This window comes from Nocardia sp. NPDC051463, from assembly GCF_040681975.1.
In the GTDB taxonomy this organism is placed as follows: domain Bacteria; phylum Actinomycetota; class Actinomycetes; order Mycobacteriales; family Mycobacteriaceae; genus Nocardia.
Genome location: NZ_JBFBAB010000004.1, coordinates 269481 through 295041, shown reverse-complemented (window position 1 = coordinate 295041; position 25561 = coordinate 269481). Strand labels below are relative to the sequence as shown.

Genomic DNA, 25561 nt, shown 5'->3' with positions numbered 1-25561 from the left:
GTGCGGGCCCGGGTCCCAGGCGCCGGGCTGCCTGCGACCGCGGAGTCAGGCGGCGGGAGTCAGGGTGTAGTCGGCGGCGTTCACCCTGCGGAGTTTGCGACGGTAGCTGATCTGGGTGCCCGGCCAGTTATTGGTGATGCGGCCCGACGCGTTGCGGTACCAGCTGGAGCAGAAGTTCCACGGGGTCTTGGCCAGACGCTGTTGCAGGGCGTTGTTGAACTGCTGTTCGGGCTCCGCGCGTACCTCGAGGTAGTGGCCGGGGCTGGTCGCGAGCAGCTCGATCGCTTTGCGGATGTAGCGGGCCTGGGATTCGATCATGTAGATGATCGAGCCGACGCCGAGATTGGTGTTCGGCCCGTAGACCAGGAACAGATTCGGGAAATCCGGCACCGTGATGCCGTAGTAGGCGTGTGCGCCGCCCTGCCAGGCATCGGAGAGCTTGCGGCCCGCGCGACCGTAGATGCTGATGGGCCACAGGAATTCGGTGCCCTTGAAGCCGGTCCCGTAGATGATCACGTCCGCTCGGTGTGCCGTGCCGTCGGCGGTGCGCAGGCCGTCGGGGGTGATTTCGGTGATCGCAGCGGTCTCCACCTGCACGTTCGGCTGGGTCAGCGCGGGGAAATAGTCGTTGGAGAACAGCCCGCGCTTACAGCCGATCGGATAGTCCGGGCTGAGCTTGGCGCGCAGTTCCGGATCGGTGATCTGCTTTTCCAGGTGCCGTGTCGCGATGCCGCCGACCAATCTGGCGATCCGCGGGAACTCGACAAGTCCGAGCGCCACGAATTCGGCGATGGCCCACCACCCGAATCGTTCGACCAGCAGTGCGCCGGGTAACCGTGCGAACAATGTGTGCTGGATCGGCTTGTAGTCGGTGTCGAACTTGGGCAGCACCCAGGCCGGTGTGCGCTGGAACAGCGTCAAGTGGGCGACCGATGGCTGGATCTCCGGGATGTATTGGATGGCGCTGGCGCCGGTGCCGATGCAGGCCACCCGTTTCCCGGCGAGCTCGACGCTGTGGTCCCATTCGGCGGAGTGGAAGGCCTCGCCTGCGAAGGTATCGATACCGGGGATATTGGGCATGGCGGGGCGTGAGAGCTGACCGACGGCGGGGATCAGTACATCGGCGGTTCTCGCGGTCCCATCGGCGGTTCGCACTGTCCAGCGGCCTGTGACGTCGTCGAACTCGGCGTCGGTCACCTCGGCGCCGAAATGGATGCGCTCGAGCAGGTGGTGCCGGTCGGCGACACCGCGCAGGTAGTCGTGGATAGCGGCCCGGCCGGAGTAGCGCTGTGGCCAGTCCGGCTTCGGTTCGTAGGAGAACGAATACAGTGGCGACGGCACGTCACAGGCGGCGCCGGGATAGGTGTTCTCCCGCCAGACGCCGCCGATGTCGGCGGCCCGCTCCAGGATGGTGATGTCATCGAAGCCATTACGCCGCAGCTCTATGGCTATCCCGATGCCGCCGAAGCCGGATCCGATGATGATGACCGACGGCCGATTGTCCGTGTCCATGTGACACCCCTCACAGCAGTGCTTTCCCTACCACTCTAGGACCGTCCGGCACAGGGGATCGAGATTTTCGGCCATAATGGCTCCTGTGGAACGGGTGCAGGATCCGGGAATCCGCGACTGGAACTTCCCGCGGGGGACCGCCAGCGTGGTGCTCATGGTCGGCTATGCGGGTGAGCAGGGTGTGCCCGCGGCGCGGATGCTCGCGGGTACCGGGCTGACCGAGTCGACGCTGCGGGACCCGGACGCGCAGATCGACGCGCACATCGAGCTCGCCGTGGTGCGCAATCTGGTGCGTGAGCTTGCCGATCGCCCCGCCCTCGGCATCGAGGTCGGCCGCCGGTACCGGATCACCACCTTCGGGATCTTCGGCTTCGCCTGCGTCAGCAGCCCGACTCTCGGCGAGGCGATCCTGTTCGCGCTGCGCTATCTCGAGCTGAGTTTCACCTTCTGCCTGCCTGTCGCACAATGGCGGGCAGGCGAATTCGTTGCCTGGGTACACGATGAGTCGATACCCGCCGATGTGCGGCAGTTCCTGGTGGAACGCGATGTGACCGCCATGCACCAGGTCATGAGCGACCTGCTCGGTGCGCCTGTCTCACTCGCCCGCGCCGAATTCCGTTTCGCCGAACCGGTATACGCCGACCGCCTCGCGGAAGTTTTGGGCGTGCGTGCGCAGTTCGGGCGCATGCACAACCTGTTCGCCATCGAGCCCGCGATGCTGGAACAGCCACTGCCGCAGGCGAACGAGCACACCTGGGCGATCTGTCTCGCACAATGCCGGGAATTGGTCGACCGCCGCCGCGCCCGCACCGGCATCGCGGCAGAGGTGCGCGAGCTGCTGGTGCCCGGCGGCACCGACGGATTCGCCGCGCCTGCCGGAATCGACACTGTCGCACGCACTCTCAATATGAGCACCCGCACGCTGCGCCGTCACCTGGACGCCGCGGGCACCAGCTATCGAGCCCTGCTCGACGAGGTGCGTCGCGCCCTTGCCGAGGAAATGCTCACTGCCACACCACTTTCGGTGAGCGACGTCGCCATCCGCCTCGGTTACGCCGAGTCTTCGACCTTCATTTTCGCCTTCAAACGCTGGACCGGTGCGACACCCGCCGCCTACCGGCGCGAGCGCGCGCTGCGGCGATAGCGGTCAGTTCGGTTGGACCCCGATCCAGCCGCCCATCGGCACGCTGCGGAAATGTGTTGTCATGCGGTGGTTTTCATCGATGACGTGCAGGGCGAGGGCAGGGTCCGGAGCGTAGTCCATCACGTGGTCGGGGAGGTCGAGTTCCCACTCGCCACCGAGCACGGAGGCAGTACTCGGGGCCACCAGCAGCGGCCGCCCGGCGAAGGTCGTCGCCACCGCGGAGTGGGCGTGGCCGGTGACCACGCCGACGATACGCTGGTCGCCGGCGACCAGTTCGGCGAGGCGATCCGGCTCGGTCAGCGAGATGTCATCGATGACCGGACTGAAGAGGTGGGCGGGCGGGTGGTGCAGCGCGAGCAGCACGGGTGCGTCGGCGGGGGCCGTGTCGAGCACGTCGCGCAGCCAGTCGTAGGTCTCGTCGCTCAGGCGGCCACGTGCCTGGCCCGGGATGCTCGAATCCAGCAGCGCGACGGTCAATTCGCCGACGCGGTGCGCGTGGTTGATCGGTGCCGTCGAGGCCGGTTCGCCGAGCAGTTCGGTGCGGAAGGCGGCGCGATCATCGTGATTGCCGGGAATGGCGTACACCGGGATATCGGAGTACACCATTGCCGCACGCGCTTCGGCGTACTGATCGGGCTTGCCGGAATCGGTGATGTCGCCGGTCAGCAGGATGGCGTCGGGCTTGCGTCGCAGGTCGGCGAGGAACGCCAGCACCCGTTCGACGCGTTCGGCGTTGCGGGCGCCGAGATCGAAATGGGTATCGCTGACCTGAGCCACCAGGATCATCGGCGTTCGCTTTCTCTGGGGGATCGCTCCGTTGCGTCAGAGTGTGCCCGTGTCGCGTGGACGGCACGTCATCAGGCTAGATGACCTGCGCATTGTGCGTCGCCATGAGGCTCGCCACCGGCCGAAACCATATCGGTGGTCTGTGTCGGCACTCACCTGCACGCTGTCGTGATCGGGCGCGACAGCGTCATTGCTGCGTGGTCGCTGCGGTCAGTGTCTGCAAGGCGCGCAGGAACGCGCGCCGGTCCGCTGGGCTCAGCTGGGCGAGCAGTCGATCTTCCTGCTCGTGGATCTCGCGTTGTGCGCGTTCTCGGGTGCTGCGGCCCGCGGGCGTCAGCGACACCAGGTGGGCGCGCCGGTCGGCCGGATCGGGTGCTCGGTGGATGAGCCCGCGCTGTTGTAGTTCGTCGAGCACGCCGATGATGCGCGTCTTGTCCGCGCGGATCGCCTTGGCCAGTGCGGATTGGGTATAGACGGGCTCGTCGCCGAGCCCGAGCAGCACCACGTAGCCCCACATGGTCAGGTTGTGGCGCTCGAGCACGGGCAGCTCCGCCGCGGTGAGCGCGCGGCCGAGCGGCACGATCATCGCGGCGAGATCTGGGCGCTTGGCTTCGGGCATAGATAGAAAATACTGCTTGGCAAATAATAAGCTCATACATACGATATGCGTAAGCTTATTATTTGGAGGAGGATCAGGACATGACCACCGACTCGGAATCTCGCACCGAACTGCGCATCCTCGATGCGATCGGCGCCGACACCGATCTGGTCGCGCTCGACGCACAGGCGGTGCGCACCAGCATCGAACTCGTATCGCACGTGACCACGGCCGATCTCGCCAAACCGACGCCCTGCGCCGACTGGACGCTGCACGGCCTGCTGACGCACATGATCGCCCAGCACTACGGCTTCGCGGCCGCTTCGCGAGGCGAAGGCGATCCGGGACTGTGGAAGCTACGCAGGCTCGGCGACGACCCCGCCGAGAGTTACCGGGCGGCCGCGGAGCACGTCATCGAGGCCTTCGCCGAAGACGGTGTACCCGAACGGAAGTTCCCGCTGCCGGAATTCACCACGGCGTTCGAATTCTCCGGCGCCCAAGCTGTCAGCTTCCACTTCATCGACTATGTCGTGCACTCCTGGGATGTCGCCCGAACCCTGGGCAGGACAGTCGGTTTCGACAACGGCCTGCTGGCCGCCGCGCTCGTCGTCGCGGAAGCCGTCCCAGGAGGCAGAGCCCGACTTGCCCCCGGCGCCGCCTTCGCCCCGGAAATCGCTTTCTCCGGCGACTCCACCCTCGACCACATCGTCGCCATCCTCGGCCGTTCACCGAACTGGCCGCACTGAACCGATGTGTGGCCGCCGAGCCGGCCGGGCGGCGGAGTTACATAATCAACTGTCGCGCAACGCTTGTCGCGTCGCGCAACGTGTTGTCGGCGCGAGGAAAAGGTTCGATGCCCGTCCTGCCGCCTGCCCGCGGCGCTGTGCGAACTACCGGTCGCGCAACAGTTGGTCGGCACGGTCGAGGATCGCTTCGGCATCGTGCTCTTCGGTGCGCACGGGCCGCCAGAAATCCGGGCCCGGTGTCGCCGTCAGTGCGAGTTCCGGGGGAGTGCGCCACGGTGCGGCCAAGCCGAGCTGCCAGGAGTGCAGGTGCGTGCGCTCGTGGCGTCCGGACTTGTCGAACAGCGGGTCGCCGACGATGGGGTGTCCGATCCAGGCCAGGTGCACGCGGATCTGGTGGCGGCGGCCGGTGATCGGGCGCAGTGCCAGCACGGTGTGGTCCTCGTCGCGGTGGACGGTCAGGAACCGGGTGATCGACGGATAGTTCTTGGTATCCAGCAAGTCGGCCGGGTCGACGAACCAGCGATCCGCCGCGGTGCGGATGCTCTCGCGTGGCGCCGCGATGCGGACCCGGTTCTTCCGTCCCACGCTGAGCGGCAGCTCGATGACCCCGCGGTCGGGCAGCCCTGTCGACTCGACGATCGCCAGATACGCCTTCTCCGCAGTCTGCTTATTGAACTGCCTGGTCAACTGCCCGTGCGCGCCGAGTTCCTTGGCGAGTAACACCAGTCCGGAGGTGACTTTATCGATCCGATGCACCGGATACAGCGTCTCGCCCGCCGCCGCGGCGGCCTCGACGATATCGCTGTCGTGACGCTCCCCGGTCACGGAAATCCCGGCGGGCTTGTTCAACGCCACCACCGCCGCGTCCTCGAATACGACACACTCCCGCCGCACCTGCGCCCAGTCCACATCCACCCGACGAGCTTAGGGGCCACATTCCACGCCCGGCGACGAGCGGTGCGGCCAGGTCGCGATGGGCTACCCGTTCTTGCCGTTGCGGCGCAGGGTGTGCGGGCGCAGCCGGTTGAAGCCGCGGACTCGGACACTGCGGAGATTGCGGATGTCGAACTGGGGGTTGTCGGCCAGGGCGGTGGCGGCTTCGTCGTCGACGAGCACGGTGCCGGGGCGGGCGACGCCGGTGAGACGGGATGCGATGTTCACTACGGAGCCGTACAGATCGCCGAAGCGCTGCAGCACGGGCCCGTAGGCGAGCGCGACGCGCAAGTCGGGGGTGCCGCCGACCATCATGGTGCTTTCCTGGATCGCCAGAGCGATCCGTGCGGCGTCGGCCGGATCCTCGGCGGCGAACATGACTTCGTCGCCGACGTTCTTGATCACCCAGCCGCCGTTCTCGGTGATCGCCGCGGTTGTGGTCGATTCGAACGCTTCGAGCAGCATGGCGAGTTCATCGGGGTGCAGATGCCTGGTCAGTCGGGTATAGCCGACCATATCGGCGAAGCCGACCGCCAACTCTCGGACAGATTCACCCGCCGTTGTCCCCGGGTCGAGTGACCGGGCGAGTGCGGCAGCGAGGTGGCGACGCCAGGCGTAGACGTTGAGGTGTTCGAGCGTCGAAATCGCCGCTTCGGTGGCGGTGCGGACGGTCTCGGCCGGGTCGGTGCCGGGCTCGGCCTCGGCAATGCGGGCGTCGATCTCCGCGAGCACCAGGTCGACCTGCCATTCCGCGAGCCGGGCCACGCCCTGGCCGAGGGTGCGCACCGTCGCGGCCTGCTGCCTGGAGTCGGCCGAGGCCAGCACATTCAGTGCGCGGAAATTACGGACCGCGGCGACGTCGGCGTCGGTGTAGTCGACGGCGTCGTCGGCAACAGCGGGAAAGCCGAGCGCCGCCCACAGCCGCCCGGTGAGCTGCGTCGACGCCCCGGCCTGCGCGGCGACCTCGTTCCTGCTGTAGCGGCGTGGTCCGTCGAGCAGATACGACTCCACGACCGACTGCACCAGCTCGGAATTCTCGGTGGGAACCATGGCCGGTACCTTACGGCCACGCCGGCCGGTGCAGGCCATCAACCGATCAGGGCAGCGCCGTATCAGCGCCAGGTCACAGTCGGGGCGTGGGCTGATCGTGGCTGATCACAAGGTCGGCAGCGCCGCGGTGGTCAGCTCAGGTGCGGCCACTGTCCGGGCGAGGGGATGCCCTGCTGGTCGACAGCGCTGAGCAGGTGCCGACCGGCGTACGAGCGCCGGGTTTGTCGGCAGGCTGAACGTGACCGAACCCGGTGCGGTGGTGGTGAATTCGAGGTCGAAAACGGTGCTCGAGGTAATCCCAGGACCACGTGAGCGTGCCCGCGGTCAGGTCGGCGATGACGCCCTCGAACCATCGTGATTCGGCCTCGGTGATGGCGTGCAGGTATTCAGCCTCCGGCATCACCACGCGTGGTAACGCCACGACGGCAGTTCATGCGGCGTCGGCCGCCATCTCGGCGAGCGCCGGCACGCTCCGGTTCCCACCGATGGGAGTCGATGCCGCGAGGTAGGCCGTTGTGCCGCAATAAACTTCGGCATGCCGGTCCGATGGCATGTCGTCCGGTAGCCGAGCCGGTTTCGGCATGGTCGGGACCGATAGGCCTAGACCTCGGGTGGCCTGGTGCAGGGCCCCCCGGGGTTGGTCCGGGATTGGATGTCGCGACTGTTGCCGGTGTCGGACCGACAGTGCGTCCAGCCGATCCCAGCGCGGCTCGGGTCTCACGGACCATCGTCGTATTCTGCTGCCGGCCTACGAGCCCGGTCGCGACCATCGGGGCGGCGTCGGCAGGGGCTTCCCGATCGGGGTGACGCCGAGGTTTCGATGCGCGGCACAGGCTTTGGTGCCGACTTGTGTTGGAGTGCACGGCAACGTCACGGAGATATTCGAGTGCGGTGCGCATGAGGGTGCGAGCAACGCCCATGCGATGCGACGACGGTGACAGGTGCCAGGAATACAGCTGACCGGAACCGACGGGCCGGAATCCCACTTCGATGAAGTCGTCGACGACTCCCTCCGGTGTCCGGCGGGTAAAGATCTTCACGCCGGGGTCGGATAGTTGTTTCCGGAAGTAGTCCGGCTTACGAGTGGCCGATTCCGCGATGAGTATTTCGTCGCCGAGGTCATTCGTGACCCAATCGAGAATTTCGTAGGCGTGAGGAAATGCCTCGGTGGCCGTCCCCGCGTCGAGTCCCATTCATCCACGCCCGCAGTGGAATCCGACTCCAGGGCAACGTCGACGGCGTTTCGGTCCCATCCGCCGGCTGCTGGAACCTCAACGGCCGCAACCTCGATGGCCTCGTGCGCCGACAGCTCCGTGCCAAATCGTGATGTCCGTCGCAGCATCGGAACATCCAGCAGCAGAGACGATTTCATCAATGTGACTCAGCCCACGCGGCGCACCAGCAGCTTTACCGCGATGCTTTCCCGGCATCACCGTTTGTTCACATGGATGTCTTGCAACATTGCCTATTACAATCGTGGACCTCGGTTTAGGGTTTACCTGTGCCTCGCTCGGGAGCAGGACAGCAGACACGATCTCTCAACGACATTGTTTACCTTGCACTCGCCGGACTTCGGCGCTTGCTATTTTCACGCGATCGCGGAGTATGGCGGCGACGAGCAGCGTGGCTCGGGCTGATATTTTGTGTGCTGATTGTATTTCCGGGCGCGGTGGGTGCGGTGGCCACGGCCCAATACGAGGCCGCGAGCGCGTCGCCGGGGGTCTCGGAGATCGACGGACTGAGCTGGATGAAAATCCGTGACTCATCCGGCGTTCCGCTGGCCGGCTATCAGTTCAGTACGAACCATGGTGGCCCGTTCAACGCGGGCGCCACGATATTGTGGGCCATTCTCGGCCTGGAGTTCATCGGCTACCTGGCCATCGTGACCACGGCGATCTGGTTGATCGGGTTCGCGTTGAGCTTTCGGTGGCTGGATATGTTCGGATCGGCATTGCGTGGTGTCGCCGGTGCTTTGACCGGTCAGATCGCGACGCCGATGATGTTGGTGACGGCGTCGGCGATCGGCGCGTTCTTTGTGGGCTGGTTCATCGTCCGTGGGTATCACTCCAAAGCCACTGTGCAGGTTGTCACCATGGTCGCGGTTGCGATAGTCGGACCGGTGTTCCTTTCCGATCCGCTCGCGGATGTGTTGTCCTCGGACGGGTTACTCGCCCAAGGGCGAAATGTCGGCATCTCGGTCGCGGCCGGCTTGAACGGCAACAACCATCCGAACCCGACGCAATTGGTGACGACGATGCAGGGGGACCTCGCGGACAACTTCGCACGGCGTCCGTTGCAGGTGTGGAACTTCGGGCACGTGGTCGACGATCGCCCGGCGTGCGGGTCGGCGTGGTCGGCGGGTGTCGTTTCCGGCGACGACGAGCGGATCAAGAACGGCATGAAGGCGTGCGGGGACACGCTGGCTTATGCCAAGGCCGACAACCCGACCATGGGCCAGGTCGGCACGGGGCTGATGCTGTTGATCTGCGCCGGGATTCTGTTGATGTTCGCAGCGTATCTGGCGATCAGGGTCATCAAGGCCGCGCTGGATGCGCTTTACCACGCATTCATGTCGATCTTCGGCTTCGCCGCGGGTGGTTTCGTCTACGGGCCGACGCAGACGTTCTTGGTCCGTAATATCGTGGACAGCTTCGTGGCGGCGGCCCGGATGACCGCTTACACCGTATTCCTCGGGGTTTATGTCTTGTTCCTGGGCAACCTGTTTCGGCAGGCGCAGGGGCAGGTCATGGCGGTGATAATCATCGCGGGCGCGGCCGAGATCGTCGCCATCTCCCAATTGAAGCGACTCAGCCGCGGCCTCGACAGTGGCAATGAATGGATCGCCAACCGATTTGCCCTCGCGATGCAAGGCGGACAGGCCAGATCCTCCGGCGGCGGCACAGCCCTCGGCATGGGGAGCAGTCGCGCGAGCGCGAAGAGTGGAATAGGGGCGGTAGCCGGCCTCGCCGCCCTCAATACTGTCAACAGCTCGCCGATCACCGCGTGGCTCGCCGGGGGTGTCGGTAGTCCGTTGAACCCGCTCGCGCGCGGGCGTAAAGACGTCGACCGCACCAACATCAACGTGGCACCCAAACGGCAGGAATCGCACACCTGGAACCAGCTGGCGCGGGACAACTGGAAATCCATAGTCGCGGGAACCAGCAACTCGGAGGGTATCAATACGGAGTTGGCGGTCGCAAAAGCGTTGAAGAGCTTGGAGGACAGCAAGATTCCGGGCGGGCAGTTGCCTGCTGCGCTGTTGGCCGCCGGAGCTCGCAACGACTTGGTCACCAGCGCCATGCGTGCGTCGAGCGCCCAGAAATCGAGTATGTCGCAGAACCCCTACGGGTTCGCACCGCTGCAGAAGGCCGTCGCCGCTGCCCGAGCGGTGCAGAATCACGTGGGCGATGAGGCGCATATGTCCTTTGCCGCCCAAGCGGTGGTGTCGGCCGACAGCTTCGCCAGGCACGCCAACGAGCCGGCGCCCGGCGCGGTGATCGACGACAAGTTTGTCAGAACCGTTGAACAACACTGGGATTCGGACAAAGCGCTGCGCGCCGCGATCACGCCCGAACAATGGAACAGCGTCGGTCGTGACACCCGCTGGGCTATCGGGAACAAGGTGGCGACGCTACATCAGCGGGCAGCGCACGAGTACTTCGCCGACCCCTCCGATCTCAACCGTGTCCGGCTGATGGCGTCGGTCAAGCGAGTCTCCAACCTCGACCACTTGGAACCTCACGGCGGCCTCGACCCCTGGGACCCGTAGTCGTTATCGGGCGGGCATCCGTCGCGTGTGAGCGTGGGGCTCGACTATCGATGCCGCATCCGGATAGGCTGCTGTGATAGGTGGGTGCAGGTTCCCTCGTGGGTCCGTTGCCGATCGATGATGCTGTGCGGAGCTGACGTACCGGCTCGGCGTTGTCGCCCGGCGGTGCCGCGCCCGAGTCGCCTCGGGCGAGTGGCCGATATGTCGACCTTGATACCGATATCGCGGGATTCGCACACAGCTTTCTTGTTCGAATACTCCTCGAGTCGAACAGAATTGGCTCTCGACATGAAGGTGTTCAACTGCGGATGATCGGCAGTTGAACACCTAGTGTCGTTGTGCGCCAAGGTGTTAGAGTCCCGCTTCATGCAATCGGACTAGCTTCAAAATCTGTATCGTGTTGCCGGCCAGTCGAATTAATGACAGCGCTGGATTGTCCTATACAGGACATTCATTTCAGGATGGCGATGATGAACTCACTTCACATGGACGACATCGCGCTGCGCGCGAAATGCGCTGCAGGACAGCGCAATAAAATCCAAGAAAAGCTCGACGACGCTGGATTTGTGATCGTCGAGGCAGGTGATGAAGGTGAGTTGGTGCTCGACGAGATCATGTCCGGACTTGGTGAACCGGTTGAATACAACTACGGTACCAAGCTTTCCATCGAGCCACAGGAAGATTCCGGCAATGTGCAATTCAGTACCCGGGGTATGCCGTTGCACACCGATGCGATTCTCAACGCGGGACCGCCGGTCAAGTACATCGGCATGCAGTGCGTCACCGCACCGAAGGTTGGTGGTGAGTCGCTGATCGCCAGTTCGGCAGCCTTTTTCGAACACGCTCCCGGCGATCTGCTCGACACCATGCGCACCATCCTGATCGAGTACCGGAGCCGGGTGACGGACTACTACAAGGACCGACCCGAGGAAACGCACCCGAGGGTGGCGCCGATTCGGGTCGATCCGGAAACCGGTCAGGAGCGCCTTGTCATCGCGCTGCCGGACCTGCGGGACGAAACCCGCGCCTATGACGCGGAAGTGGTCGGCTACGGCGCCGAAGAGAGCGCGGCCTTGCTGGCCAGCATAGATACAGTGTTGCGTCTTCCTCGGATGTTGTACGCACATCAATGGCAGGTCGGGGAATTGATGATTCTGGATAATCGGCGAGTCCTGCACGGCCGTGCGCCATTTCCGGGTCAGCCACGCAAGCTGATTCGGCTTTCTGTCGCATGAAATGGTAGGTGTCAGGTGAATAATTACCCCACAGTTCTTCTCGACATTCGTAGCTGGCGCGGTGGCCTGACGACTCAGGTCGGCATCGCCCCGGAGCCGAGCAGCACAGGCAGCCTCGTTGTCGAGGAATTCGGCCGCCGATGGCCGCTCCCTTCGGGTGGTGTGGAATGCAGCAACACGATCGAGTGGACCGATGAGCAAGTCGTCGTCCGTACCAGTCAACAGAATTCGACGATTCTGTATTACTGGATCGACACCGCGGCCGACCGCGTCTTGATCGGAACCGATCTGGCCGAAATCACCGCCCGTGTCATTTCGGCGGCCGGTGTGCAATCGGATCGGATCGCTCAGATCCGGTCGCACCGCGAGGCGATCAAGAAGATCGGCGGTGGCCGGACGGTAGTGTTCGCGCGCCGCGCCGGTGCCGGCGCATTGGAGATCACCGACACGATGTCGCGGAGTTGGCGGCCGACTTCGGTGGCCGGCGAAACCGCGGTCGAGGCCGGGAACCGTCAGATCGAGGCTTTGCGTCGAGAGATCGTCGCGGTGGGCGAGCCGCGGCCGGTCACCGCCGTCGTTTCCGGCGGCGTCGACTCCGGGTTGGTCGCCGCATTGGCGCAGCAAGCCGGAATACTCGATCACCTCGCCACGCTGGGGACGCCGTGGGGTGACGAGTTCGCCGAAGCCGCTGCGCTCGGTGCGCATCTGGGCATGCCGGTTCGCGAGATCATGTTGTCGGAGAACGACATTCTGCAGGCGCTTCCCGAGACGGTCCGGATGCTGGGTGGGCCGACTGCGGAAACAGCCTCCGGTGCAGTGAATCTCGTCGCGGTGTACCAGCAGGGGCAGATTCCGGCCGGTACCGTGTTGACCGGTTATGGCGCCGATCTGATCAATTCCGGCTTGCGGGTCGGCGCGCATCGGGTCGACGATCTGCGCGCAGAGGTGGCGCAGCGTCTGGCCGAAGCGGCACTGGCCGGCGAGTTCTCCGGTCTCGCTGCCGCGACCCACGGGTACGCCCAGCGCCATATGTACTGGAATACCGCGGTAATTCAGGCGGCGCTCGACACCGCGCCCGAACTCATGCGCTACCGCGATCGCGAGAAGGGCCATATGCGGGTGGCCGCACAGCAGCTGCTTCCGGAGAGCATTGCGTGGCGGCCGAAGCTTGCCGTGCATCAAGGCAGCGGTGTACAGCGCAATCTGGCAGGCGCCATTGCCCGTCGCATCGGGATGGAGGCAATCGATGTCGAGCGGTTCTACGCATTGATCGACGCCGAACTCGTCGGTGCGCTCGTTTCGTCACCGCATGAGCCGATCGACTCGGAAAAGTGTCTCGAGGCGGCGATATCCGCCTATGCCCGTGAGTGTTGAGGTTGAGGAGTTGTTATGCCGTTGATTGAAATCGATGATGTCGACCGGGTGCGCATTGTGACACTCGCGAGCGACAAGCCCACGAACCCGATTCCGAGGCGGACGGGCGAAGCCTTGGTGAAAGCACTGCGGGAAGCAGATGCCGACGACAACCTCGATGCCATCGTGGTCACCGGCGGCATCGACCGTTCCTTCAGTGCCGGTGGCGATTTCAACGAGGTTCGACTGCTGACCACCGACGACCGGGTCAACGACCTGATCAGCTGGTACATCGATTTCTTTCTCGGGGTCCTCGATACGAGCAAACCGACGATCGCGGCCATCGATCACCACGCCATCGGTGTCGGCTGCCAGCTGGCGATGATGTTCGACTGGAAAATGATGTCGAACCGGGCGGATATGCGGCTGCCGGAGTTGGAACACGGGCTCGGCGCATCCGTCGGCGCGGTGGTCTTCGCGACGGCCTGTAGCTACGACGTCTCCCGCCACATCGTCATGTCGACGCAGCCGATCAGTGCCGACGAAGCTCTGCGCAAGGGCATCGTGGACGAGGTGTGTGAGCCGGAGTTCCTGCTCGATCGTGCACTGCAGCGGGCGAAGCGGATGGGGCAGTACCCGAGGGCCGCATTCTCCGGAACCAAACGGGTGCTCACCAACTCGTTGCGAACGGCTCTGGAAAACACCCGCGAAGAGTCATTGGCGGTGCACCGCGAGGCATTTCGAGCCAGGGCGATGCACAAGCACTTCGACAACGTGCTCGGAACGCACAACTGAAGCAGTGAGCGTCACCTCATGATGATCGACAGTCGCACTGCCGACGCGAACGAATCCGACGGCAGCTTACTTTACGCGGCACTGCGTGCCGTCGGTGCGCTATCACCGCACGCACCGGCGGTGGTCGGTTTCGACGGCACGGTGACATCGTATCGACAGTTGGTCGAGGCGACTGATGCCGTCGCCGAAACCCTGTGCAGTGTCGCCGAATTCGGCCGAGTTGTCGGTGTGGCAGTGGATGATCCGGTGACCTTCATCGCCGTCTACTTCGCGGCCGCCGAGCTCGGCATGGTTGCGGTACTGCTGGACACCAGATCTACGCCCGAGGAGAAGGCGCGGCTGGTCGCACAATTCGATCTGAAGGTGCTGGTGTTCGATGGCGCCGCGGGCAGCGGCTCTGTCGAATACGAGGTGGTCGGGACAGCGGATGCGCCGCACGAGTATCTGCCCACCGACTTCGTCCTACATTGCACCTCGGGCTCCACCGGTGTGCCGAAGGGCATCGTGATGAGCCAGGCGGCGGTCATGGCGCGGATGCGGGCATGGTCGAGGGAAGCCGGACTGCTGGCCTCGGATGTGGTGCTCTGTGCCTTGCCCGCATGGCACGGTCACGGTACCGACATCCTCATCCTGCCCAGCCTGCTCAGCGGAGCGACGGTGGTCTTCACTCGCGGCGCACTGCTGACCGGCCGTGGTCTCGGCCGGATGATCAGCAACCACGGGGTGACCGTCATCAGCGGGCTACCGGTGATGTATCAGATGCTCGTGGCGGCCGACGGGGTGGACTCGTCGATGCTTGGAACGCTCCGGCTCGCCATGACCGCTAGCGCACCTATCGCCGCGGACACACAAGCACGGTTTCGCGAGCGGTTCGGGCTGCCGCTGCGACAGGGCTACGGGCTCGGCGAGATCGGCATGATCACCTACGACGCCGAAGGCGCGGGCAACGGCACGATCGGGCTCCCGGTACGGGATATCGACTGGCGGTTGGAGCCGGTCGATATGTCCGACGAGGAGCCCGAGGTATTCGAACTCCTGGTGCGCGGACCATCGCTTGCTCGCGGTTACTACCGTGACCCGGTCGCGCAGGCATCGATGTTCGTCGACGGGTGGTTACGAACGCATGACCTGGTCGCAGCATCGGCGGCGGGCTGGTTCGTCCGAGGGCGCAAGTCCACCTTCATCAACGTCACGGGCAACAAGGTCGCTCCGATCGATGTCGAGACGGCCCTGCGGAAATGCGGCGGCGTGGTGGACTGCGCCGTCGTCGGGATACCCGACGGTGACGGCGGTGAGCAGATCGCGGCATTGATTGTTGCCGCTGCGGGGGGTGATCCGGAAACCGTTCGGCGGCAGATCGGTTCGCGTCTGCAGCCCTTTCAGTTGCCGCAGCAGTACACCTTCGTCGCCGCGATACCGCGGACCGCTGTCGGCAAGACCGACTACCGCGCCACGAAGGCGATCGCTCTCGGCGCAGGCGCGGCCGCCATATGACCGGTCTGGCACCTATCGGCCACCGCGGCCCGATGATCGCGAGCGAGTGGTCGGCGAGCGTCGCCATCGAATGGTGTGGCCGACGGTTGACCTACGCGCAGTTGGAGTCCGCGATCGCCACGCTGGCCGAGCAGCTCACGGCACTGGGCGCCGCGCGGGCGAGTGTTCTGGTCATGGGGCCGCTGTGCCCCGCGTATGTGGTCGGGCTGCTGGCCTGCTTTCGGGCCGGGGCGGTGCCGGTACCGGTCGACGCCGGACTGACTGTCGATCAGTACCGGTGGCTGGAACAGCGGACCTGCCCCGCGGCGCTGGTGAGCAGCGACGTCACCCCGGTGGAACATTGTCAACTGGCGACGACCGGTACCGCCGAGCTCGTTCTCGACGCGGGCACCGGCGCGACAATCGTCGCTGCCCTGCCGGAAACCGATTGGCCCGCACGAATATTCGATGACCCGGACGCGGGTTATGTGATCCCTACATCGGGCTCGACAGGAGAACCGAAGGCCGTTGTCGGGAGCCATCGTGGCCTGGACCAGTTCCTCACCTGGTTTCGGCGCGAGTTCGGACTCGCGGGTACCGATCGGTGTACCGCCCTCACCCGAGTCAACTTCGATCCTTCGCTGCGTGAACTGCTGGGAGTGCTCGGGGTGGGCGGCGTGTTGTCGCTGCCGCCCGTCGATGCACAGCTGGATCTGCCCGGGTTGGCCGACTACGTGGTCGACAGCACTCCAACGACCCTCTTTCTGGTGCCGTCCCTGGCAACTCGGCTGGCCGGCCAATCGCGGCTGGCCGCGGCCGGGCTGCCCGATGTCCGGTTGATCTTCTTTGCCGGTGAGGTACTCGGTCGACGAGTGATCGACCAATGGGCGGCGATTGCGCCGAGCGCCGAAATCGTGAATCTGTACGGTCAAACCGAGGCGACGCTTGCCCAGCTGTATCAACGCGATGCGCAGCGGCTCGTCCTGGACGCACCATCGGCGATACCGGTGGGAAAGCCACGGCCCGGCGTAGCCGTGACCTTCGCCGACCCCGACAGCTCCGGCATCGGTGAGGTGCTGATCGCGGCGGATACGCCCGCACTCGGGGTCCTCGCGCCCGCGGACGCTCCCCGTATGCACCGGGTAGCCCGGCTGGCGGTCCCGCTTGCGACCGGCGATCTCGGATATCGGGGCAGTGACGGTGCGGTGGTGATCGTCGGCAGAGCAGGCAACGACATCAAGTTCGGCGGCAGGCGGGTGTCCTTCCATCGCTTCATCGACGCTGTCGAGGCCCTGCCGGATGTGCGCCAGTGTGTCGTTGTCGACCACAACGGTCCGCAGGTGTTCGTCGCGACCGAACTATTCGACGATGCGGTCGGCGAACCGCTGCGTGGCAAGGTGCACAGCATCGGCAGGAGTATGGGCCTGCCGCGGTTCACGCTGCATCTGTGTTCGGCACTTCCGATGCTGCGTAGCGGCAAGGTGGACCGGCAGGCATTGCTGGGGTCCATCGACCGAACGGCTTCGGACGCCACCGCTGTCGAGACCTACGCCGAGATCGAGCACGCCGAGGTCGAGCGGGCGCTGCGCACAATGCTCGGACTCGCCACCGACGACATCGGATTCGTGGACTCCGGCATCACCTCACTGGACATGCTCGAGCTCGTCGCGCGGATCAGCCGCGGCTACGGGATTCGACTGACGGTTCCGGAGTGTTTCGCGCTGCGTGATGTACCCTCGCTCGCCCGCGAGGTCGAAGCACGCAGGCACCTCGCCAGCATGCCGATCACGGCCGCTGCCGCTGTGTCGGTTCCCGAGGCCGCGGCCGCGTATCCGCTCTCGACCCGCCAAGTGGCGTACATGTGGATCTGCATGTCCGGCGGTAATGCCAACTGGTGCAACATTTCTCGTGAGATCCAACTCGACCGGCCGCAGTCCGGCACGGCGGTCACGAAGGCCGTCCGGGCGCTGTTCGCGCGTCATGATGTGTTGGGTTCGGCGCTGACCTCCGATTGGCGGCAGCAGAGCTATACGGCACCGGCCGAGTTGTCGTGTCGGGTCGGCATCGTCGACACCGGTGCCGAGACGAGTTCGGCTGCGTTCCGGGCCGCGGTGCAGGCCGCGCGTGCCGCGGTCGTGACCGAATTGATCGATCCCGAGGCGGCGCCGCCGATACGGTTGGTGCTCGTACAGGGGATCGACGGATGTTCGGTCGTGCTGGTCGCCCACCACCTGTTCATCGACGGGCTCGGTCTGGATGTGCTGGCCGATGAGCTGCGTACGGTGCTGACCGGGCACGCACTCGACGTCGCCGAGCATCGGGATACCTACCGCGACTACTGTCTCGCGACGGCGCGATCGCCGCGGCCCGGTGTCGCTGCCGAATATTGGCGCGATCTGCTGCGGGACGTCACCCAAGTCCGGCTGCCCGAAGCCGACAGCAGCGATAGCGCAGTGGGCGAATTGCGGTCGATGCCCTTCGGGGCCCTAGCCGCGCGCGCCGTGCATCGGATCGCGGAAGAGTTCGGCGTCTCCGCGTTCACCGTCGTGCTGGCCGCATTCGACAGAGCGGTCGCCGAGGTATTCGGGTTCGAGCGGCTGCCGATCATCGTCGCGAGCCAGAGCCGCGAGAACTTCGGCGCCGCAACGGTCGGGATGTTCACGACAACGCTGATCGTGCGTGGGCCCGGCACATCGTCGCTGCGGCGCAATATCGCGGCCATCGCCGAGCAATTGGCGGATGGTGCGCAGCACAGCGGCTGGGAATTCGACCAGCGCATCGCCGATCTCGGGCTGAGCGAGGCCGACAGTTTCCCGCTGTCCACCGTCCTGTTCAACCAGCACCCGATGCCGAGACACCTGCGTGCCCGCGATCTCGGGGCTTGGCAGCCCCGATCGCTGGGCCGTGCGCTGCGCTACCAACTGCAGGGAGAGCTTCAGATGTCCGGTCCGGAGATGGTCATGACCTACTACTACCGCAGGGGGATCGCCGGCACCGACGTGATCGATCGTGTGCACCGCAATGTCCTGCGGATGATCCGCGCGCAGGAGGCAATCCATGGCTGAGCAGTCGGTCGACACCACGGCATCCGGGTTGCTGCTCGGTCCGATTCAGCGTGCGTACCTGGTGGGCGATCAGGATGGGCTCGAACTGCGTGGGCCCGCTCGCTACTATCTCGCCTGCACGGTCGATGTGACACGCGTGCGCGATATCCAGCAGCGACTCGACCGGCTGGTGCGCGACAACCCCGTGTTGCGACTGCGGGTCGGAACCGACCTGATGCCGACACCTGTCGATGCCGACAGCGCGATTCCGGTTGCGGTGCTGGCGGCCACCGAAGCGACTTTCGACACGATCGACGCGGGTGTCGGTGATGAATTCCGTTCCGATACCTTCGAATTCGACTCGTGGCCGCAATTGCGGATCACCGTGGTGCACGCGGCGCGGCGAGCGCGAATTCATCTCGTCTTCGCATTGTGGTTGATGGACGCCGCATCGCTCAACCGCTTCCTGGAAGAATTGATCTCATCCGATGCCTGCGGCGGTGTCGCGGTCGAGGTTCCGGATCCCCTCAGCGGTCGGCGGCGCGAACGTGACGAAAAATACTGGCGCGCAGCCGCACCCATGCTGCCAGAGGCCGCCGAGGCGCCACTGCGACCGGGCTGGCGACAGTCGAGTCGGGCGGTCACGCACCGGATGCTGCACATCGACGCGACGTCGGCGGCAGCGATAGCGGCCGGTGGTCGTCGACACGGCCTCACCGTTTCGACGGTCTTTCTCACGGTGTACGGCGCGTTACTCGGCGCTGTCGGTGGCGGTGCCCCACACACGGTTACGATCGTGCAATCGCGGCGTGACAGCGATCGTGCGGAGCATGCGATCGCCAACTACGGCAGCCCGATGCCGTTGCCGATACCCGCCCGCGGGGGGCGCAGCTTCGTCGCGCTCGGCCGCGACATCCAAGGACGCTTCCTCGAACAGTCGCTGCACGCCTCGCTCAGTGGCATCGAAATCGCCCGTCTGGCAGATCCTTCCGCCGATCAGCGCCGTTTGCGGTATCCCTTCGCCTTCACCGCTGTCGAGCTCGACAGCAGGCGTGAGGAGAGGCTCGGGCTGCGGCGTGATTGGGCCACCGTCCAGCTGCGGGTGCCGCAGGTCCTGCTGGACCATCAGGTGGTCCTCGACACCGATGGCACCGTACGCCTCGGGTTCGACTGGCGCACTGACGCATTCGACGACCGATTCGTCGAAGACTTCATCGACCAGTACGCGCGCGCCGTTGTCGAGCTGGCCGCGGACGAGGATGCGTGGGATCGGCCGATCGGACGGGTGAAATCGACGACCTCGGCCGACCGCCTCGCGGGTCGTGTGGCTACGACGGTGCACGACCGAGTGCTGGAGATCGTTGCGCGCATGCCCGATGCGCCCGCGGTCCGTGATGAAGACGGTGTGCTCTCCTACGCCATGCTGGCGGCCGCGGCGGCGGAGGTGGCGGATCGACTGGTGGCCGCAGGCGCGAGCGCCGGCGATCCGGTCGCGATCCACTTGCCCCGGGGTCGGGGGCAGGTAGTGGCGATTCTCGGTGCGCTGCTTGCCGGTTGCCTGTATATACCGCTGGATCGCGGCCTGCCCGATGGTCGGCTCGACCGCATCGCGCGCCATGCGCAGGTCCGATACGCCGTGACCGACGGTGTGGTCGCCGACCAGTGGCAGCGCCGCGGGGTGCGTCCGATCGCAGTGCCGGGAGCCGCGTCGAATACGCCGGTACGTGCCGCGGCACAGCGGAAGTCGCCCGATGTGGCGTACGTGATCTTCACCTCGGGCTCGACGGGCGAGCCGAAGGGCGTGGTGATTTCGCACGCCGCGGTGTTGAACACGATCGATGCCGTCAATGAACTGGTCGGGCTCGGTCCGTTCGACAGCGTGCTCTCGGTGTCGTCGATCGGCTTCGATTTGTCGGTGTACGACCTGTTCGGTCCGTTGCTCGTCGGCGCGACGGTGGTGATGTTGTCCGAGGACACCGCGCGAACCCCGGCGGCATGGTCGCGAGCCATCACCGAACACGGTGTGACGATGTGGAATTCGGCTCCCGCCTTGGCGGCGCTGCTCGCCGAGGAAGGCGCTGTGCTGCCTTCGCTGCGGGTCTTCCTGCTCAGTGGGGACTGGATTCCGCTGCCACTGCCGGCAGCGTTGCGCCGGATGTCCGACGGCTCCGAGGTCATCAGTCTCGGGGGCGCGACCGAAGCGTCGATCTGGTCGATTTGCCACCGTATCGGCCCGCAAGACCTTTCGGGGCGATCGATCCCGTACGGGAAACCGCTGTCCGGCCAGGACATTCTGGTGCTCGACGCGCGGCATCAGGTGTGTCCGGACTGGCACATCGGCGAGATCTATATCGCGGGGGCGGGGGTCGCCGAGGGGTATCTGAACGATATGGCCCGCACCGCGGCCGCATTCACCGACGATCCCGAGCACGGCTGGATCTACCGGACCGGAGACCGCGGTCGTCGGTGGCCGGACGGCGTCGTCGAATTTCTCGGCCGGGTCGACACGCAGGTGAAGGTCAACGGCTACCGGGTCGAGCTCGGCGAAATCGAGTCGCTGCTCGATGCGACGCCCGCTGTGCGCCGCAGCGCCGCGTGTGTCGCGGCCGACGGTGGCGGCGTCATTGCCTATGTCACGCTGTGGCCCGACGCCCCTGCTACCTGGCGTGCCACGAGTACGAATGCGTTGCGAGCCGAATTACCTTCGTACATGGTCCCGTACGCGCTGGTAGAAGTCGGCGAGATTCCACTGACGCCCAACGGAAAGGTCGATCGACAACGCTTGCTCGCGGCGGCGGCGGAAATCGGCGTACCAGTGGCGCCTGCCGCGGTCGACCGGAAGGGACTGCACGTTCAAGAGGTCGCCGCCTGCTGGTCCGAAGTTGTCGGGCACGTGCCAGGGGCGGCAGGGTTCTTCGAGTCCGGCCACAGTTCGCTCGACGCGATCCGCCTGCTGTCGGCATTGCGCAGCAGGCTCGGATACGAAGTTTCGTTCGGACAGTTCGTCGCGAATCCGACGGTCACGGGTCTGGCCGGGCTGTGTGGGACCGCACGTGCAACCGCGCTGTCTCCGGTGTGGAGTTTCGCCCCACGCACGGTGGCAGGCCCGCGCGGCCGGGTGGTCCTCTTCCCACCCGTCGGTGGCGGTATCGCGTGCTACGCCGGTCTTATCCGGAGCTTGCCCGGTGATCTCGACGTGCACGTCATCGGGTTCGACCGACCATTCGAGGCGCCGGTGGACACCGACCTGACGCTGGCCGACGTAGCGGCGGCCTGTGTGCGCCGACTGCCCGCGGTGGTAGCGGAATCCGAGGTGCCGTGTATTTTCGCGGGCTGGTCGTTCGGCGGCGCGCTCGCCGTCGAGGCCGCGCGATCGACGTCGTACCCGGTAACTCGGGTGGTCGTGATCGACACCCCGGTGTCGGCGGACTCTCGCCGGTGCGATCTCAGCGAAACCGCCATGCTTGCCGGATTCGTCAGTGACATCAGGCAAGCGGGCGGCGTGGTCGTGAATGCCGAGGACGTGCGGACCGATCCGGCCTTGCACAGCAGGCTCGAGGTGTACCGCCAGAACATGCTGCTGTTGGCGGCGTGGGAGCCCGGGCCCGTCGCGCCACCCGTCGTCGAATTCCGTTCCACGCTACGGCCTGCCGAGCCCGAACCGCTCGCTTGGCGACAGTGGTCGCCGACGGTGCGCTCGGTGCTGTTGAGCGGCGGGCATTTCGATGTGTTCGACGAGGAAAACGCGCGTCGCGTCGTGAACGAAATGGAAAGCGGAGTTCGATGAACGATTCGATAGTGCGGGAAGCGATTGTCGACCAGCTCGGTGCGCGAGGATACCGACTCGCGGTGGACGAGCACGAGACGGACTTGATCAGCGCCGGAGTCAATTCCGTGAATCTCGTTCGGGTCATGTCCGCCCTCGAGGAGACGTTCGACATCGAGTTCGAGGCAGCCGGATTCTTCGACGAGTCGGTGACCGTCGCACGTCTCGCGGCGGAAATCATTCGGCGTATTGCGTGATTGCAGAGAGGTTGGACGCTATGAAGTTGACGCATGACCAGTTGTCCGAGTACGAGCGAGACGGTTTCACCGTGGTGCCGGGCGCGTTCAGTGCATCGGAGATCGAGGTACTTGCCAATGGGTACTCCGAGGACGTGACCCATGACGGGCCACATGTCGTTCTCGAACCGGATTCCGATCGGGTGGGCGCTCTCTACGCCTCCCACCTGCGCCGACCCGAATTCGAATCCGTGGTGCGGTCTGCCGCGCTGTTGGCTCCGGTGCACCAGCTCTTGCAGACCGACGAGGTCTATGTGTACCAGCTGAAAATCAATGTCAAGTCGGCGCTCGGCAATAACAAGGTCGACTGGCACCGCGACTATCCGGCCTGGCGAATCGCGGACAGACTTCCGGCGCCGCGACTGGTCAACGCCGCGATTCTGTTGGATGACTCGACAGAATTCAACGGCCCGTTGTATTTCGTTCCCGGTTCCCATCGCGAAGCGCTGCAGCACGCCGGACGGAGCGAGACGTCGGCCGACGCCCGGCATGTCGACCCGGCGGACGTCGCACTCGGCGCCGATGAGCTGGCGGGATTGATCGACCGCAGGGGGATTCGGAGCCTGCGTGCCGAAGCGGGGTCGGTCGTCTACTTCCATCCGGAGCTCGTGCATTCGTCGCCGACGAATATGTCGCCCCGGGACCGGCGGCTGCTGATCATCACCTACAACGATGCGCAGAATCTGCCGGAAACGCATCGCCCTGACTATCTCGTGGGCTGTGATACCGCAGCTCTGACCGTCTTCGATGAGCACCTGGAGGCCACGCTGTGACCACTACCCGAGCCGTCGTCCTCGAGGAGTTCGGGGTGGTTCCCGCGGTCCGAGAGTTCCCGATTCCCGATGCCGGTCCCGGTGACATCGTCGTCGCCTGCGGCTACGGCGGCATCTGCGGCACCGATCTGCATCTGCAACAGGGTCATTTGAAGATCCCTACGCCGCTGGTCCTCGGGCACGAGGGCATCGGCAGAATCCACGAGCTCGGCCCCGGCGTGACCACGGATGCCGAGGGCGCTGAGCTTTCGGCCGGCGATCTGGTGATGTGGGCGTCCTCCATTTCCTGTGGTCGCTGCCGGGCCTGCCGAGAGGACCGAGAGCCGACGCTGTGTGGCGCGCGCCAGACCTGTGGCGTCAATCGGCCGACGACAGTCGCACCCGGGTTGTTCGGATCGTGGGCCGGCCACATCGTCCTACGGGACGGGACCACGGTCGTGAAGGTTGGCGATGGAGTGGATCCCCTGGCGGCCATGGCCTTTGCGTGTGCGGGGCCGACCATGGTCCACGCCTTGTTCGACCGGCGGCCGGTTCGTGTCGGTGAGACCGTTGTCGTGCAGGGCAGCGGTCCGGTCGGTCTGGCGGCCGCGGCGATCGCGCAATGCTCCGGAGCGGCCCAGGTGGTGCTGGTCGGTGGACCGTCGCAGCGCCTGGAGCTCGCGGCCAGGGCGGGCATCGGTGATCACCATGTGAACGTCATCGATGGCGCCGACCGCACGGCCGCACTCGACGAGGTCCGAAAGTTGTGCGGCGACGGAGCCGATCTGGTCATCGAATGCACCGGCGTGCCATCGGCGGTCCGGGAGGGGATCGAATTCGCCAGGCGGGGCGGGTCGATGCTGATTGTCGGGCAATACACCGATGCGGGCGACACGGTCTTCAATCCGCATCAGATCGTGTATCGACAGCTCGACGTGTACGGATCGTGGGCGTTCTCGGGGGCCCATCTCGTCGAATATCTGCGATTGTTTCCGACGCTGGCCGCTCGTTTCGATCTGCGAACATTGGTCGCCACTTTCCCGCTCGAGCAGGTCGAGCGTGCATTTGCCGACGTCGCGGCAGGTGCGGTGATGAAGGCGGTATTGGATTGTGCGTCAGAGGAATCCGGGAATGGGTGAGCAGGTGACCAACCAGTCCGGGGCGGGCTCATCGCTGGTGGATCGGGCCCACGACATCGCTGTGCTTGCGGGCGAGCGCGCAGAGAAGGCCGAGGCCGCACGGACCCCGGATTCGGATGTCATCAATGCTGTTGTCGATGCCGGATTCGCGCGCCACTTCGTCGCACCGCGGTTCGGCGGCACCTGGGGCACCTTGGCCGAACTGAAGCGGGCCGCGGTGACCATCGGCGCCGAATGTCCGGCTACCGCCTGGTGCGCGGGTCTGGCCGCGCTCTGGGCTCGTGCGGTGGGGTTTCTGCCGCCGGAGGGGCAAGAGCGACTGTGGGCGAACGGGCCGGACGCTCTCGTGTCCGGTGGCGTAACACCGAGGGGTACAGCGGATCCGGTGGCCGGTGGCTGGCAGTTGTCCGGCTCCTGGCCGCTGGTGTCGGGGTGCGAGCACGCCGACTGGGTAATGCTCGCGGGCATCGTCCTGCTCGACGGTGCCCGCGCCGACCGGGTATTCGTGGTGCCGAGGGCAGCGGTCGGAATCGAACGGACCTGGGACGACATCGGGATGCAGGCGACCGGAAGCCACACCGTCGTCGTCGACGAGGTCTTTGTCGCCGAGTCGATGACGTTTCCCTTCCGCTGCTTCACCGACCTCGACACTGCGCAGGCGGGCCCGGACGGTCGGGCGGTGCCGCTGCTCGGGGTGAACACCTTCGTCTTCTGTTTGCCGATGCTCGGCGCGGCCCGCGGTGCGCTGAACCAATGGCAGCGGGTGATCGGACCGAAGTTGAATAGTCCACCGGCGCACGATGATGCGGTTTTCGCGCGCTATGCGGAGGTCTTCGCACGCAGCACCGGTGAAATAGATGCAGCTGAGCTGATGCTGGATCGCGTTGCCCACCTTATTGATTCGGCTGACACCAGCACCCGTGTGGACGCCGGTCGCAATCAGCGTGACTGTGCCTTCGCCGCGGAGCTGCTCGTCACAGCCGTGGACAGGCTCATGCGCATTTCCGGCACCAGCGGGCACAGCACGCGTCTGCCGCTGCAACGACTGTGGCGCGACATCCACACCGCAGGCGGCCACCCCGCCCTGCAATTCGGCACTGCGGCAGCAGCATTCGCGCGCGAAGTCGTGACACCGAGCAGCTGACCGTCCGGGCCGCCGACGAGCAGCGT

At 65.4% G+C, this 25561-nt stretch carries 19 protein-coding genes; 13 read left to right on the top strand and 6 right to left on the bottom strand.

The features are described from left to right. Positions 1 to 45 precede the first annotated feature (45 nt). Positions 46 to 1512 (bottom strand): NAD(P)/FAD-dependent oxidoreductase, encoded by a 1467-nt coding sequence (locus AB0M74_RS09725; RefSeq protein WP_364904045.1) that lies wholly within the window; start codon positions 1510 to 1512, stop codon positions 46 to 48. An 85-nt stretch (positions 1513 to 1597) separates the two neighbouring features. Here AB0M74_RS09725 and AB0M74_RS09720 point away from each other — a divergent pair, with 85 nt between their 5' ends. Continuing rightward, on the top strand, positions 1598 to 2656 hold the full coding sequence (locus AB0M74_RS09720) for an AraC family transcriptional regulator (protein ID WP_364904042.1): 1059 nt from the start codon (positions 1598 to 1600) through the stop codon (positions 2654 to 2656). 3 nt (positions 2657 to 2659) lie between these two features. Here the strand turns inward: AB0M74_RS09720 and AB0M74_RS09715 are convergent, their stop codons facing one another. Both AB0M74_RS09715 and AB0M74_RS09710 read right to left on the bottom strand, forming a co-directional pair. After that, entirely contained in the window at positions 2660 to 3442 is a 783-nt protein-coding gene (locus tag AB0M74_RS09715) for a metallophosphoesterase (RefSeq protein WP_364904039.1), read from the bottom strand. 187 nt (positions 3443 to 3629) lie between these two features. Continuing rightward, entirely contained in the window at positions 3630 to 4061 is a 432-nt protein-coding gene (locus AB0M74_RS09710) for a MarR family transcriptional regulator (protein WP_364904037.1), read from the bottom strand. Positions 4062 to 4141: 80 nt separating this feature from the next. Here AB0M74_RS09710 and AB0M74_RS09705 point away from each other — a divergent pair, with 80 nt between their 5' ends. Continuing rightward, positions 4142 to 4786, top strand: a complete 645-nt coding sequence (locus AB0M74_RS09705) for a TIGR03086 family metal-binding protein (RefSeq protein ID WP_364904035.1) — start codon at positions 4142 to 4144, stop codon at positions 4784 to 4786. 144 nt (positions 4787 to 4930) lie between these two features. Here AB0M74_RS09705 and AB0M74_RS09700 read toward each other — a convergent pair whose 3' ends face one another. The 3 genes from AB0M74_RS09700 to AB0M74_RS09690 form a co-directional block, all read right to left on the bottom strand. Then, positions 4931 to 5701 (bottom strand): RNA pseudouridine synthase, encoded by a 771-nt coding sequence (locus AB0M74_RS09700; protein WP_364904033.1) that lies wholly within the window; start codon positions 5699 to 5701, stop codon positions 4931 to 4933. A gap of 63 nt (positions 5702 to 5764) precedes the next feature. After that, a complete protein-coding gene (locus tag AB0M74_RS09695; RefSeq protein WP_364904030.1) occupies positions 5765 to 6769 on the bottom strand; it encodes an adenylate/guanylate cyclase domain-containing protein in 1005 nt (334 codons plus the stop codon). A 136-nt stretch (positions 6770 to 6905) separates the two neighbouring features. Next, positions 6906 to 7169: a hypothetical protein gene (locus AB0M74_RS09690; RefSeq protein ID WP_364904028.1), complete on the bottom strand. Its 264-nt coding sequence runs from the start codon at positions 7167 to 7169 to the stop codon at positions 6906 to 6908. Between the two features lie 1245 nt (positions 7170 to 8414). On the opposite strand from AB0M74_RS09690, the gene AB0M74_RS09685 reads away from it, so the two are divergent. From AB0M74_RS09685 to AB0M74_RS09635, 11 genes are all read left to right on the top strand, one after another. Next, positions 8415 to 10538, top strand: coding sequence for a hypothetical protein (locus AB0M74_RS09685; protein ID WP_364904026.1), 2124 nt, complete (start codon positions 8415 to 8417; stop codon positions 10536 to 10538). 419 nt (positions 10539 to 10957) lie between these two features. Further along, positions 10958 to 11773, top strand: a complete 816-nt coding sequence (locus AB0M74_RS09680) for a TauD/TfdA family dioxygenase (protein ID WP_364904023.1) — start codon at positions 10958 to 10960, stop codon at positions 11771 to 11773. Between the two features lie 15 nt (positions 11774 to 11788). Continuing rightward, positions 11789 to 13147 carry an asparagine synthase-related protein gene (locus tag AB0M74_RS09675; protein ID WP_364904020.1) on the top strand — a complete coding sequence of 453 codons (1359 nt, stop codon included), beginning with the start codon at positions 11789 to 11791 and terminating at the stop codon, positions 13145 to 13147. A 15-nt stretch (positions 13148 to 13162) separates the two neighbouring features. Then, positions 13163 to 13921: an enoyl-CoA hydratase/isomerase family protein gene (locus AB0M74_RS09670; RefSeq protein WP_364904017.1), complete on the top strand. Its 759-nt coding sequence runs from the start codon at positions 13163 to 13165 to the stop codon at positions 13919 to 13921. An 18-nt stretch (positions 13922 to 13939) separates the two neighbouring features. After that, a complete protein-coding gene (locus AB0M74_RS09665) occupies positions 13940 to 15415 on the top strand; it encodes a class I adenylate-forming enzyme family protein (protein WP_364904014.1) in 1476 nt (491 codons plus the stop codon). Beyond that, positions 15412 to 18459 carry an AMP-binding protein gene (locus AB0M74_RS09660; protein WP_364904012.1) on the top strand — a complete coding sequence of 1016 codons (3048 nt, stop codon included), beginning with the start codon at positions 15412 to 15414 and terminating at the stop codon, positions 18457 to 18459. Before AB0M74_RS09665 ends, AB0M74_RS09660 begins: the two co-directional genes overlap by 4 nt. Next, positions 18452 to 22225: an amino acid adenylation domain-containing protein gene (locus AB0M74_RS09655; RefSeq protein ID WP_364904009.1), complete on the top strand. Its 3774-nt coding sequence runs from the start codon at positions 18452 to 18454 to the stop codon at positions 22223 to 22225. Before AB0M74_RS09660 ends, AB0M74_RS09655 begins: the two co-directional genes overlap by 8 nt. After that, positions 22222 to 22461, top strand: coding sequence for a phosphopantetheine-binding protein (locus AB0M74_RS09650; RefSeq protein WP_364904006.1), 240 nt, complete (start codon positions 22222 to 22224; stop codon positions 22459 to 22461). The genes AB0M74_RS09655 and AB0M74_RS09650 overlap by 4 nt, the downstream gene beginning before the upstream one ends. Before the next feature lie 20 nt (positions 22462 to 22481). Further along, positions 22482 to 23273 carry a phytanoyl-CoA dioxygenase family protein gene (locus AB0M74_RS09645; protein ID WP_364904003.1) on the top strand — a complete coding sequence of 264 codons (792 nt, stop codon included), beginning with the start codon at positions 22482 to 22484 and terminating at the stop codon, positions 23271 to 23273. Continuing rightward, on the top strand, positions 23270 to 24391 hold the full coding sequence (locus AB0M74_RS09640) for a zinc-binding dehydrogenase (protein ID WP_364904001.1): 1122 nt from the start codon (positions 23270 to 23272) through the stop codon (positions 24389 to 24391). The genes AB0M74_RS09645 and AB0M74_RS09640 overlap by 4 nt, the downstream gene beginning before the upstream one ends. Continuing rightward, the gene (locus AB0M74_RS09635; RefSeq protein WP_364903998.1) at positions 24384 to 25535 is read left to right on the top strand and encodes an acyl-CoA dehydrogenase family protein; all 1152 of its coding nucleotides are present in this window, start codon (positions 24384 to 24386) and stop codon (positions 25533 to 25535) included. Before AB0M74_RS09640 ends, AB0M74_RS09635 begins: the two co-directional genes overlap by 8 nt. The last annotated feature ends 26 nt before the right edge of the window (positions 25536 to 25561 follow it).

Bases quoted from the DNA above. Each gene is read 5' to 3' on its own strand.
- AB0M74_RS09725 (WP_364904045.1), bottom strand. From the start codon at position 1,512: ATGGACACGGACAATCGGCCGTCGGTCATCATCATCGGATCCGGCTTC.
- AB0M74_RS09715 (WP_364904039.1), bottom strand. From the start codon at position 3,442: ATGATCCTGGTGGCTCAGGTCAGCGATACCCATTTCGATCTCGGCGCC.
- AB0M74_RS09710 (WP_364904037.1), bottom strand. From the start codon at position 4,061: ATGCCCGAAGCCAAGCGCCCAGATCTCGCCGCGATGATCGTGCCGCTC.
- AB0M74_RS09705 (WP_364904035.1), top strand. From the start codon at position 4,142: ATGACCACCGACTCGGAATCTCGCACCGAACTGCGCATCCTCGATGCG.
- AB0M74_RS09695 (WP_364904030.1), bottom strand. From the start codon at position 6,769: ATGGTTCCCACCGAGAATTCCGAGCTGGTGCAGTCGGTCGTGGAGTCG.
- AB0M74_RS09690 (WP_364904028.1), bottom strand. From the start codon at position 7,169: ATGCCGGAGGCTGAATACCTGCACGCCATCACCGAGGCCGAATCACGA.
- AB0M74_RS09680 (WP_364904023.1), top strand. From the start codon at position 10,958: ATGACAGCGCTGGATTGTCCTATACAGGACATTCATTTCAGGATGGCG.
- AB0M74_RS09670 (WP_364904017.1), top strand. From the start codon at position 13,163: ATGCCGTTGATTGAAATCGATGATGTCGACCGGGTGCGCATTGTGACA.
- AB0M74_RS09665 (WP_364904014.1), top strand. From the start codon at position 13,940: ATGATGATCGACAGTCGCACTGCCGACGCGAACGAATCCGACGGCAGC.
- AB0M74_RS09660 (WP_364904012.1), top strand. From the start codon at position 15,412: ATGACCGGTCTGGCACCTATCGGCCACCGCGGCCCGATGATCGCGAGC.
- AB0M74_RS09655 (WP_364904009.1), top strand. From the start codon at position 18,452: ATGGCTGAGCAGTCGGTCGACACCACGGCATCCGGGTTGCTGCTCGGT.
- AB0M74_RS09650 (WP_364904006.1), top strand. From the start codon at position 22,222: ATGAACGATTCGATAGTGCGGGAAGCGATTGTCGACCAGCTCGGTGCG.
- AB0M74_RS09645 (WP_364904003.1), top strand. From the start codon at position 22,482: ATGAAGTTGACGCATGACCAGTTGTCCGAGTACGAGCGAGACGGTTTC.
- AB0M74_RS09635 (WP_364903998.1), top strand. From the start codon at position 24,384: ATGGGTGAGCAGGTGACCAACCAGTCCGGGGCGGGCTCATCGCTGGTG.